At 60.8% G+C, this 10300-nt stretch carries 10 protein-coding genes and 1 tRNA gene; 7 read left to right on the top strand and 4 right to left on the bottom strand.

Annotated features, from left to right (window positions below; genetic code table 11):
- Positions 1-47: 47 nt before the first annotated feature.
- Positions 48-233, bottom strand: coding sequence for a hypothetical protein (locus tag SYN60AY4M2_RS00350; RefSeq protein ID WP_240527649.1), 186 nt, complete (start codon positions 231-233; stop codon positions 48-50).
- Between the two features lie 265 nt (positions 234-498).
- Here SYN60AY4M2_RS00350 and SYN60AY4M2_RS00345 point away from each other — a divergent pair, with 265 nt between their 5' ends.
- From SYN60AY4M2_RS00345 to SYN60AY4M2_RS00320, 6 genes are all read left to right on the top strand, one after another.
- Positions 499-2358 carry an NAD(P)H-quinone oxidoreductase subunit F gene (locus SYN60AY4M2_RS00345; RefSeq protein WP_011430435.1) on the top strand — a complete coding sequence of 620 codons (1860 nt, stop codon included), beginning with the start codon at positions 499-501 and terminating at the stop codon, positions 2356-2358.
- Positions 2359-2371: 13 nt separating this feature from the next.
- Positions 2372-3889: an NADH-quinone oxidoreductase subunit M gene (locus tag SYN60AY4M2_RS00340; RefSeq protein ID WP_099812058.1), complete on the top strand. Its 1518-nt coding sequence runs from the start codon at positions 2372-2374 to the stop codon at positions 3887-3889.
- A gap of 53 nt (positions 3890-3942) precedes the next feature.
- Positions 3943-5202 carry a CO2 hydration protein gene (locus tag SYN60AY4M2_RS00335; RefSeq protein ID WP_011430437.1) on the top strand — a complete coding sequence of 420 codons (1260 nt, stop codon included), beginning with the start codon at positions 3943-3945 and terminating at the stop codon, positions 5200-5202.
- 272 nt (positions 5203-5474) lie between these two features.
- A tRNA-Cys gene (locus tag SYN60AY4M2_RS00330) sits at positions 5475-5546 on the top strand.
- 30 nt (positions 5547-5576) lie between these two features.
- Entirely contained in the window at positions 5577-6737 is a 1161-nt protein-coding gene (locus SYN60AY4M2_RS00325; protein ID WP_011430438.1) for an alanine--glyoxylate aminotransferase family protein, read from the top strand.
- Between the two features lie 142 nt (positions 6738-6879).
- Positions 6880-7548 carry a PHP domain-containing protein gene (locus SYN60AY4M2_RS00320; RefSeq protein WP_011430439.1) on the top strand — a complete coding sequence of 223 codons (669 nt, stop codon included), beginning with the start codon at positions 6880-6882 and terminating at the stop codon, positions 7546-7548.
- A gap of 18 nt (positions 7549-7566) precedes the next feature.
- On the opposite strand, the gene SYN60AY4M2_RS00315 is transcribed toward SYN60AY4M2_RS00320, so the two are convergent.
- Positions 7567-8616 (bottom strand): potassium channel protein, encoded by a 1050-nt coding sequence (locus tag SYN60AY4M2_RS00315; RefSeq protein ID WP_011430440.1) that lies wholly within the window; start codon positions 8614-8616, stop codon positions 7567-7569.
- 88 nt (positions 8617-8704) lie between these two features.
- On the opposite strand from SYN60AY4M2_RS00315, the gene SYN60AY4M2_RS00310 reads away from it, so the two are divergent.
- Positions 8705-8917: a DUF2997 domain-containing protein gene (locus SYN60AY4M2_RS00310; protein WP_011430441.1), complete on the top strand. Its 213-nt coding sequence runs from the start codon at positions 8705-8707 to the stop codon at positions 8915-8917.
- Positions 8918-8956: 39 nt separating this feature from the next.
- On the opposite strand, the gene SYN60AY4M2_RS00305 is transcribed toward SYN60AY4M2_RS00310, so the two are convergent.
- A complete protein-coding gene (locus SYN60AY4M2_RS00305; RefSeq protein ID WP_011430442.1) occupies positions 8957-9187 on the bottom strand; it encodes a hypothetical protein in 231 nt (76 codons plus the stop codon).
- Between the two features lie 151 nt (positions 9188-9338).
- Complete coding sequence (gene petE, locus SYN60AY4M2_RS00300; RefSeq protein ID WP_011430443.1) at positions 9339-9749, bottom strand: plastocyanin; 411 nt, start codon at positions 9747-9749, stop codon at positions 9339-9341.
- Between the last annotated feature and the right edge of the window lie 551 nt (positions 9750-10300).

Raw genomic sequence — 10300 nt, 5'->3', positions numbered from 1 at the left:
AGGCAACGCCCAGATTGTGAGACTCAGGGGCATTGAACCCCTTCGTCTCACCGCCTATCCTCCATCCCGCCAAGCTGCGCTGTGGCGGGAGTACCCCAGAGGTTCTGATGGCGGGGATCCAACTGCAGCCACCAGGGGGATCCCCAAGCTTCCACCTCGTGCCACACCTCGGCTTGCAGGCGATAGTCCTGGCTGTGGTCAGGAGGGCTGCCCAGCCTAAAGAGGAGAATCAATCGGTGAGGGGTCTCACTCCCCCTGGCGCCAATCCGCGATAGCCCCAGCCGGGGTCTGGGCAAGGTATTCGGAGCGCCGCCATTTTCTGTCCAAAAGAACCGGGAGCTCAAAGAATCTAAGGGCGCCGCCTGCTTGCCTAGGCAGAGGCAGAAGCTGTGTCCAAGTGGGGAGAGACGCTGCCGCTGGAAAACTCCTAATATTATATTGTATATTGGACTGTAGCTGTTCATTAAAAAATGCTTAACTACTTGTTGCAAGCAGCAGATGGCGGGTTTTGAAGACTGGGCAATTGGGCCAGAGAGCGCCTGGTGTCTCCCCTTTTATGGCTGGGTAGGGACAGCGCTGGCTCTTCCTTGGGCCGCTGGCTGGATCAAGCGCAGTGGCCCACGTCCGGCAGCCTACCTCAATATCCTGCTGACCTTTGCGGCCCTTGCTCATAGCTTTTGGCTGTTGCGACAAGTTTGGGGTCGGGATCCCCAGCTCCTGAACTACCTCTGGTTTCGGGTGGCCGATTTGGACTTGTCCCTGGCTTTGGAGGTCTCGCCTCTGACGCTGGGGGCGGTGGTCTGGGTAAGCGGCTTGAGCTTGCTGGCCCAGATCTACGCCCTGGGGTACCTGGACAAGGATTGGGGGTTGGGCCGCTTTGCCGCCCTGATGGGCTTTTTTGAGGGGGGGATGACGGGGATCGCCCTCAGCGATTCGCTGTTTCTCAGCTACGCGCTGCTGGAGATGCTCACGCTTTCCACCTACTTATTGGTGGGCTTTTGGTACGCCCAGCCGCTGGTGGTCACGGCGGCGCGGGATGCTTTTCTCACCAAACGGGTGGGAGACCTGCTGCTGTTGATGGGGGTGGTGGCGGTTTCCAATTTCTCCGGCTCCTTGACCTTTTCCGGCCTGCGCGATTGGGCGGCTACGGCCAGCTTGGATCCAACTTGGGCGGCCTTGATGGGGTTGGCTTTGATTGCCGGGCCGCTGGGCAAGTGCGCCCAGTTCCCGCTGCACCTGTGGCTGGATGAGGCCATGGAGGCGCCCAACCCGGCTTCGATCCTGCGCAACTCGGCAGTGGTGGCCGCTGGAGCTTTTGTCCTCATCAAGCTGCAGCCAGTCTTGGCCCTCTCCCCTTTCACGGATGGGGTGCTGGTGGCCATCGGCACCATCACAGCCGTAGGGGGATCCCTGGTGGCCTTGGCGCAAATCGATCTCAAGCGCACCTTCTCCTATTCCACCAGCGCCTACCTGGGCCTGGTGTTTGGGGCGGTGGGGACGGGGCAGCCGGATTTGGCGCTGGAGCTGCTGCTGCTGCACGGCCTGGCCAAGGCGCTGCTGTTTATGGGGGTGGGATCCCTCATCTACACCACTTCTACCCAAGATCTGACGGAGCTGGGGGGCCTAGGGGGCCGCATGCCGGCTACGGTGGCCGCCTTTGCTGTGGGATCCCTGGGGATGGTGGCCCTGTTGCCCCTGGGGTGCTTTTGGATCCTAATCCGCCTGGCGCTGGTGTACAGCGCCCTGCAGCCGGCCCTGTTGGGGGTGTTGCTGCTGATGAATGGGCTGACGGCTTTGAACCTGGCGCGGGTGTTTGGCCTGGTCTTCTTGGGATCCCCGCAGCCCAAGACGCGCCGTGCCCCTGAGGTGGGCTGGCCGATGGCCCTGCCCATGGTCATTCTGACGGTGCAGAACCTGCTCATGCCCTGGCTGTTTTGGCGCTGGGGGCTTTATCCCGGTTGGATCCCAGAGCTGCAGCAGATGGCGGCTCTGCTGGCGGCCTCGGGTTTGCTGGGGGCCGGTGTTGGTGCTTGGCTGTACTGGGGGGGCCGGCGGCGGCTGCGCCTACCCTGGCCGGAGCTGCAGGATCTGTTGGCGCAGGATTTCTACACCGGGCAGCTCTACCAGGCTTTGGTGGTGCAGCCGGTCGGCGCCCTTTCCCGCGGACTGGAGTGGCTGGATCGCAACGGGGTGGATGGCCTGGTGAACGGAGTGAGCCTGGCTTTTTGGTTTAGCGGCGAAGCCCTCAAGTACACCCTGTCGGGGCGGATGCAGCTCTACGTGTTGCTCATTGTCATCGGGGTCGTGGTGGTTACCGCTTGGCTGCTGCGCTCGCCCCTGGTGGGATTGGCCTATTGAGACGGGAGGAACCATGCTCAGCCTTCTAATCGGGATCCCCCTATTGGGTGGCCTGCTGGTGGGGCTGATCCCCGAGCAAGCGGGGAAGGGCCTGCACCGAAGTTTGGCCTTGGGCTTCGGCCTGGCTTGGTTGGGGCTGAGCTTGGGGCTGCTGCTGCAGTTTGATCCCCAAGCGCAAGGGATCCAGATGGCCGAACAGATGGCCTGGATCCCGCAGTTGGGCCTGGTTTACGAGCTGGGGGTGGACGGGATCTCCCTGCCGCTAGTGGTGATGACCGGCTTGCTGGTATTGATTGCCCTCTGGGCCAGCGGCCCGGTGGAGCGGCCCCGCCTCTACTACAGCTTGGTGTTGCTGCTAGCAGCCGCCATTGTGGGGGCTTTTCTGGCCCAGAACTTGCTGCTGTTTTTCTTGTTCTACGAAGTCGAGCTAATTCCCCTTTATCTGCTGATTGCCATCTGGGGCGGGCCGCGGCGCACCTATGCCGCCACCAAGTTTTTGGTCTACACCGCCCTCTCGGGGGTGCTTCTGCTGATTGGCTTTTTCGGCCTCAGTTGGCTGAGCGACGCCCACAGTTTTACCTACAACGTTTTGCAGGCCCACCCCTTGCCGCTGCTGCCCCAGATTCTCATCCTCATTCCCATCCTGCTGGGGCTGGCCATCAAGATCCCCTTGGTGCCCTTCCACACCTGGCTGCCGGACGCCCACGTGGAGGCTTCCACCCCCATTTCTGTGCTCTTGGCGGGGCTCTTGCTCAAGTTGGGCACCTATGGCCTGGTGCGCTTTGGCCTGCAGCTTTTGCCCGATGCCTGGGAGCAAGCCGGGCCGTGGCTGGCCAGTTGGGCGGTGGCCAATGTGCTGTATGGATCCCTGAACGCCTTGGTGCAGCAAGACATGAAAAAGCTGGTGGCCTACAGCTCCATTGCCCACATGGGCTACATTCTCCTGGGCACGGCGGCGGCCACCCCCCTCTCCTTGGTGGGATCCGTCTTCCAGATGGTGAGCCATGGGCTGATTTCCTCGCTGCTGTTTTTGCTGGTGGGTGCTGTCTACGCCAACACCGGCACGCGGGATCTCAAGCGGCTGCGGGGATTGCTCAACCCGGAACGCGGCCTGCCACTTGTTGGCAGCTTGATGGTGTTGGGGGTGATGGCCAGCGGCGGCACGCCCGGCCTGGTGGGCTTTATTGCCGAGTTCACCCTCTTTCGGGGCAGCTTCCCCGTCTTCCCCCTGCAGACGTTGCTGTGCATGGTGGGGACGGGATTGACGGCGGCCTACTTTTTGCTGATGGTGAACCGCGTCTTTTTCGGGCGCCTCTCGGAAGTGGCCATTGCCATGCAACGACGCGCCACGGGAGAACGCCTGCCTGCTGTAGTTTTGGCCTCGCTGGTGGTGGTGCTTGGCCTCCAGCCTGCCTGGGCAACCCACTGGGTGGAGTCCACCGCCGCCCATTTGGCCAAGCCGGCGGCCCTCAATCTTGCCGAAGCAGGCGGGCCGACCACTGCTTTCGAGCCTGGGTTCTCTTCGTTGTGACGATTTAGTGATACGACTGAGTTTTTGTTGTTGTCTCAACCCCTCCTTCTCCCATGACGGCCACCCTTGTTCCCGCTCCTTCCTGTTTCTTTCTGGCTGGCTTAGATCCTCTAGAGCAACGGCGACTGGCTCCCATCGTCCAACGCCTAGAAGCAGGGGGAGCCCTTGTGCCGGATTCTTCCAGCAACCGGCTGGAGGTCATCGGCATCCTCCACAGCTACGGCCAGGTGCTGGATGCCTACTCCCAGAATTTGATCTTCATAGCCGACCACCAATTTTTGGAGCTCTTCCCAGTTTTTAAGTACTTCAACGGCGAAATCACCCTGGGCAAATGGCTGCGCTACCTCTGGCATGACCGCATCAACTACGAGTTTGCCGAATACTGCATGAAAGCCATGCTCTGGCATGGAGGGGGAGGCCTCGATCGCTATCTGGATACTCCCGAATTTGTCGAGCGGGCCAAGGTGGCCATCCGGGCCAAGTTCCGCTTCAACCCCCTTCTGCAGGGCCTCAACTTCCTCTGCCCCGACTTTGCGCTGGAACAGGTGCGCATGCTGGCCATGTACAGCGGCCTGGGCCAGTTCTGGCGGGTGATGAGCGATATCTTCCTGGCCTTGGCCAAGCGCCGCGAGAGCGAACCGCAGCTCACGCTTCCCGACGTAGTAGCCCACATTCAGCAGGGGTTGGTGGCAGCTGCCAACAAGCCCATCACCTACGCCCCCTGCATCTGGGGCCGCCGCTACGAGATCATCCCCCTGTCGGCGGGGCTGACCTTCCTGCCCGATACGGCCCTGCCCTACGTGGAAGCTGTGTTTTTCCGCTCCTTTCCCTTCATGGGCACCGTCTCCTACAATGCCCAGGCCCACCAGATCCCGGCCGAGCAGGCGGACTTCGCCTACGGCGCTTTGTATGCCGATCCGCTGCCGGTGGGGAGCGCCGGGATCCCCCCTACTCTCTTGATGCAGGATATGATGCGCCACCTGCCTGGCTATTTGCGGGAGCACTACCGCCGCCAGCCGCGCGGGGAAGATGACCTGCGGGTGAAAATCTGCCTCAGCTTCCAAAAGGCCATGTTCTGTGTTACCACCGCCGCCCTGCGGGCCCTTGCCCCCTTTCCTCTGGAAACCCAGGATCCCCAGCAGCAGTTGGCCAATCGCGAGTTTCTCGCCCCCTGGCTGCAGCGGCTGCTGGGATCCCGCCTGCTGAGGGTACAAGAAGAAGTTGACACTCCCACCCAGCGGATTCTTACGCAGCCCAAGATGGACTCGCGAAGGCGCTGTCAAGACGCCCCTAGACAGTCCTTTGAGGCATAACCTCAAAGTTCTGCTTACTTCGGACTTAAGTTCCTCCAGGTTAGTTATTGCCGCGCGGGTTTTGCACCGCAGTAGGTTGTTTTCCTGGAGAAGCTCTGTACTAACTATGAAGCAACTAAAGTGGCTCAAGGGCTTTTTCGCCCCGCACTCAAGTACGGGGCTACCAAGCTATTGTCGATGCCTAGCGAACCCGAGCGCTGTTGCCGTTGGCTGCAGCAAGTGGAAGCGGGATCCCATTTTCGGATACAATGTTTTGTCCGATTGAGGAGTAGGGTGGCGTAGCCAAGTGGTAAGGCAGAGGTCTGCAAAACCTCTATGCGCCAGTTCGAATCTGGCCGCCACCTCTCAAACCTGACATCCCCAGCGGGACCCGCATGAAAGACAAGTTGATGTTGATGATCCCCGGCCCCACTCCCGTTCCCGAGAGTGCGCTGCTGGCCATGGCGCGGGGGCCCATCGAGCACCGCAGCCAAGAGTTCAGCGCCATTCTGGAAGAGGTGACGGAGGGGTTGCGCTGGCTGCACCAGACCACCTCCGATGTGTTTGTCTTTGCCTGCAGCGGCACCGGGGCCATGGAAGCCGGGATCCTCAACACCCTCAGCCCCGGGGAGCGGGTCTTGGTGGGGGTCAACGGCAAGTTTGGCGAGCGCTGGGCCGAGATGTCGGAGCAGTTTGGCCTGCAGTGCGAGCGGATAGAGACCCCCTGGGGCGTGCCCTATCCTGTCGAAGTCTTCCAAGAAAAGCTGGCCGCCGACCGGGAGAAGACCATCAAGGCGGTCATCCTCACCCACTCGGAAACCTCCAGCGGCGTAGCCAACGATGTGCAGGCCATCGCGGCTGCTGCCCGCGAGCACGGAGAAGCCCTGGTGATTGTGGATGCGGTCACCAGTTTGGGGGCCATGCCGGTGCCTATGGACGAGTGGGGCCTAGACGTGGTGGCCTCCGGATCCCAGAAAGGCTACATGATCCCGCCCGGGCTGGGGTTTGTGGCGGTGAGCCCGCGGGCCATGGCTGCTGCCGAGCGCTCTCGCTTTCCCAAGTACTACTGGAGCTTTAAACTGGCCCAAAAAGCCCTGCGCCAGGGCACCACTCCCTTTACGCCCGCGGTGAACCTGTTTTATGCCCTGCAGGTAACCCTGCGCCTGATGCGGGCCGAAGGGTTGGAAGCCATCTGCCGCCGCCACGCCCGTTTGGCCCAGGCCACCCGCGCCGGCGTCAAGGCCCTGGGGCTGAAGCTTTTGGTCAACCCGGAGTCGGCAGCCAGCCCCTCGGTAACTGCTGTGCTGGCGCCTGAAGGGATCAACGCCGATACCCTCCGCAGCACCCTGAAGAAACGCTTCGACATCGCCCTTGCTGCCGGTCAAGACCACCTCAAGGGCAAGATCTTCCGCATCGGCCATCTGGGCTTTGTGAGCGACCGCGACATTCTCACCACGCTGGCTGCCCTGGAGTCGACCCTGCACACGCTGGGTTATGGCGACTTCCCTCCTGGAGCGGCCATCAAGGCGGCCGAGGAGATCTTGGCAAGCCCCTAGGGATCCCTTGCCCATTCTGTAGTTCTTGACACCTGGCGCCCCTCCCTTGCCCTGGCTAGAATGGGTGAGCGTTCTTAACAAAAGATAAAATTCCAGAGTCGACTGCTCTGGAGAGCTATCTGTTCCCAACCCAAGGGTTGACATGCTGGTTAGTTTGCAACGGGATCCCTGTCAAACTGCCTCGGCGGCGGAGCTGCGGCGGGTGCTGCAGGGGATCGGCCCTCTCTCCTGCCCGCTGCAGTACAACTTTCACCTGCACACCTGCTGCTCCGATGGGCGCATGGATCCGGCAGACTTGGCGGAGCAGGCGCGCCGGCACGGCCTCAAGGGCCTGGCCATCACCGATCACCACACCCTGAAGGGCTACGAGCAAGCGCAAGCCTATCTGGATCGCCCCGAGGACCCCCTGCTATGGACGGGGATCGAGATTACAGCCAACCTGCTGGGCTGCGAGGTGCATATTCTTGGCTACGGCTTCGATCCGGCGGATCCTGTTTTGGATCCCTACATCCAGGGGGAGCAAGTTCCCGGCCTGCCCGCCGCTGAGGCCATTGGGGCCATTCAAGCAGCAGGCGGCCTGGCGGTGTTGGCCCATCCCTTTCGCTACTGGCTGCCTGCGGAAGAGCTGGTGCCGGCAGCCGTGGAGTTGGGCCTGGATGGCCTTGAGGTCTACTACGCCTACAAAAACCCCGACATTTGGGCTCCCAGCCCAGAGGAGGCGGCGATTGGGGAAAAGCTGGCAGAGACCTACGGACTTTTGAAAACCTGCGGCACCGACTCCCACGGCCCCAGCATCCTCAGGCGTATCTAGCCGACTTGTCCAGCCCATCTAGGGGCGGGGATAGAGCAACTGGCCCAGGCGGCGCAACTGCTCGGCCGTGCCCATACACAGCAGCAGATCCCCCGGTTGCAACAGGGTGTCACCGCTGGGGCCGCCAATCAGCTGGCCATCGGCTCGCCGAATTGCCACCACCAACGCGCCGGATCGCGCCCTTAGATTGGCTTTCCCCAGGGTCTGGCCAACATAGGGGCATTCTTGCGCCGCCAGCTCGTACTCTTCCAAGTAAAAAGTGCGATCTCGACCCGACAGGATCCCATCCACAAAGTCCACCACGCGGGGGCGCAGGGCAGCCGCTGCCATCCGTTTTCCACCGGTGATGAAGGGAGAGATGGCGTGGGCAACGCCCGCTCGCTGCAGCTTTTGCAAAGCCTCTTCCGTGTTGGCGCGGGCAATGGTGCGGATACGAGGGTTGAGGGTGCGGGCCGACAGCACCACATAGAGGTTTTCGGCATCGCTGGAGAGGGCGGCAATCAACCCCTCGGCCTGCTGCACCCGCGCCGCCAGCAAGGTGGCATCGAGAGTGCTGTCTCCCTGGAGAGCGACATATCCCAGCTCTTGGGCCACCTGAATTGCCTCGGCCGATTGATCGATCACCAAAAAGGGCACCCCCTCTGCCTGAAACTCCTGGGCCACCTGTCGCCCAATGCGCCCAAAACCGCAGACGATGTAGTGGTTGTTCAGCGCTTCCATCTGTTTCTTCCACTTCCGCTGCCGGATCCCTTCCTGAAAATGCCCCTGGATGAGGGCCTCTGTAAAGCGGTTCACCATGAACCCGATGCTCAAGACCCCCATCAGGATCAAGGCCACCGTGAACAAGCGCCCCCGATCCCCCAGCGGCTGCACCTCCATGAAGCCCACAGTAGTTAGGGTGATAACGCTCATGTAAAAAGCTTCCACCCAAGGCCATTGCTCCACCCCGTGGTACCAAAGGGTGCCGATCAGGACAACGCCCAGCAGCGCCCCTACTCCCAAACTCAGATCCCGCTGGATACCGGGATCCCTTTTGGCAGGAGGAAACGGGGGACGAGCAGAAGCCATACGGCCCAGCCAGATCGAGCGGGGAAAAAGCGAGAACTACAATGGGTAGGAGAAAGTCAGTTGTTGAGCAGCAGCGAGTGGAGTGCAGATGCCCGAGTACATCAAGGTGGAATATCGGATCGACAAAAAAGGACAGGTGACCGAGACCGTATTGAACGGATCTGGCTCCAGTTGTACTCTAGCCACGGCAGAGCTAGAAGCAGCCCTTGGAACGGTGCAAGAACGAAAGCTGTTGCCGGAGTTTCATCAGCCAGCAGAAGCCGAGATAGAATCACAAGTTTCTTTACAGCAAACCCGCTGACTCCATCCCCTTCCCCCCAGTTTTCCCGTATCTACCTGCCTACTTTCGCTTCTTGCCCCCCTTGCCGGCAGCGCCGCTGGCTCGTGCCGCCCCAACTGCCGATTGAAACAGCCAAACCGCCAAGGGAGCAGCGACGATCAAGATAATGCTGGTGGGGCCGACGCCAAAATCCGGCTCACCGGAAGCCAACTCGAAAATCGAACCCACAGCGGCAATGGCACTGATGCAGGAAACGGCCAGGAGCAGGTAGCCTTTAACACTGGTGGTCATGGGGAACCTGTCTAACGTCTATTCGCGAAAAAGCCCTCCCACTCTCGAGAGGGCTACTTTCTATGCTACGGGCAGGGATCCCATGCCAGCAAGCCAGAGCCGGAATCTCCCTCTTAAAAAGCAACCAGAGAAGTGGAATTGGAGCGCCAGCCTAGCCCTTGACGATGATCTTGCCGACCATGCCAGCCCCCCGGTGGGGAGTGCAGTAGTAGGTGTACTCACCCAGAGGGACATCGACAAAGGCCGATTCCACCACTTGGTTGGGAGCAGTGAGCAGGGCCTTGTGGGACAGCTTGGCTGCCAGGGCCGCATCGCCACCAGGTACCTTGTCAAAGACAACGTTGTGAGGATAGACCTTGTTGTTGACCCACCGAACAGTATCTCCCTGATTGATGGTGAGGGTGGGGGGATCATAAATGAGCTGGGCCTTGTCAGAGCCCATCTTGACCGTGTAGGTTTCAGCAGCAGCAGGGTTGGACAGGAAAGCTACCGCAGCCACCCCGACTACGAGAGCGAGGAGGATGCGCTGCAGACGCTTCGCTAGGTTAAAAATGAACAACATGGATTCCTCTCAAAACGTAACGGCCGTCGCCCCCGCCTCTGCGGCTGGGCCCCCCCTTTCCAAGTTGTAAAGGAAAGGCACCCAGTCCAGCAGGGACGTTCAACTCCTATCTTAGGATCTTAAGGCGGAACAGGAACACCCATTCCCTTGCTAGAGCGAGGGGCTGTTCCAGACGGCAAGGCCACAGGGAGGGATCGGGCGACGAGATTGCCTCGAGCCTCTACCTTTCTCGTTGCCTGATACATTCACGCTGAACTCTCCTGAACATGGTTCAGGAAAGAAGCGATCGCATCCTGCCTATCTCTGAGCAGGAAGGCGGTATCCCGCAAAGCCCTGAGGAATACCCCCCGAGCGCTTTCCCCCTTCACTTCCCGGCAACCGTTGCGGTGGACTCAAGGATCAGGGGGAAACTTGGTCTACTATATCCCTCTCAATGACTTTTGCCAAACCGCCTAAAGCTCAGTAAATTCAGCAAAGTTCAGGGTTTTGGGGGTTAGAGGCATGCTCTCACCGCAAGGCGGCGATCCTTCGCCCGTGGGATCTCGGAGAGA

The sequence above is a fragment of the Synechococcus sp. 60AY4M2 genome, from assembly GCF_002760375.1.
GTDB lineage: Bacteria > Cyanobacteriota > Cyanobacteriia > Thermostichales > Thermostichaceae > Thermostichus.
The sequence above is the reverse complement of the archived record's forward strand: the minus strand, read 5'-3'. Positions and strand labels throughout refer to the sequence as shown.

Excerpts from the sequence above, each read along its gene's own strand:
- SYN60AY4M2_RS00320 (WP_011430439.1), top strand. The coding sequence starts at position 6,880 with ATGCTGGTTAGTTTGCAACGGGATCCCTGTCAAACTGCCTCGGCGGCG.
- SYN60AY4M2_RS00310 (WP_011430441.1), top strand. The coding sequence starts at position 8,705 with ATGCCCGAGTACATCAAGGTGGAATATCGGATCGACAAAAAAGGACAG.
- SYN60AY4M2_RS00335 (WP_011430437.1), top strand. The coding sequence starts at position 3,943 with ATGACGGCCACCCTTGTTCCCGCTCCTTCCTGTTTCTTTCTGGCTGGC.
- SYN60AY4M2_RS00345 (WP_011430435.1), top strand. The coding sequence starts at position 499 with ATGGCGGGTTTTGAAGACTGGGCAATTGGGCCAGAGAGCGCCTGGTGT.
- SYN60AY4M2_RS00315 (WP_011430440.1), bottom strand. The coding sequence starts at position 8,616 with ATGGCTTCTGCTCGTCCCCCGTTTCCTCCTGCCAAAAGGGATCCCGGT.
- SYN60AY4M2_RS00340 (WP_099812058.1), top strand. The coding sequence starts at position 2,372 with ATGCTCAGCCTTCTAATCGGGATCCCCCTATTGGGTGGCCTGCTGGTG.
- petE (WP_011430443.1), bottom strand. The coding sequence starts at position 9,749 with ATGTTGTTCATTTTTAACCTAGCGAAGCGTCTGCAGCGCATCCTCCTC.
- SYN60AY4M2_RS00305 (WP_011430442.1), bottom strand. The coding sequence starts at position 9,187 with ATGACCACCAGTGTTAAAGGCTACCTGCTCCTGGCCGTTTCCTGCATC.
- SYN60AY4M2_RS00325 (WP_011430438.1), top strand. The coding sequence starts at position 5,577 with ATGAAAGACAAGTTGATGTTGATGATCCCCGGCCCCACTCCCGTTCCC.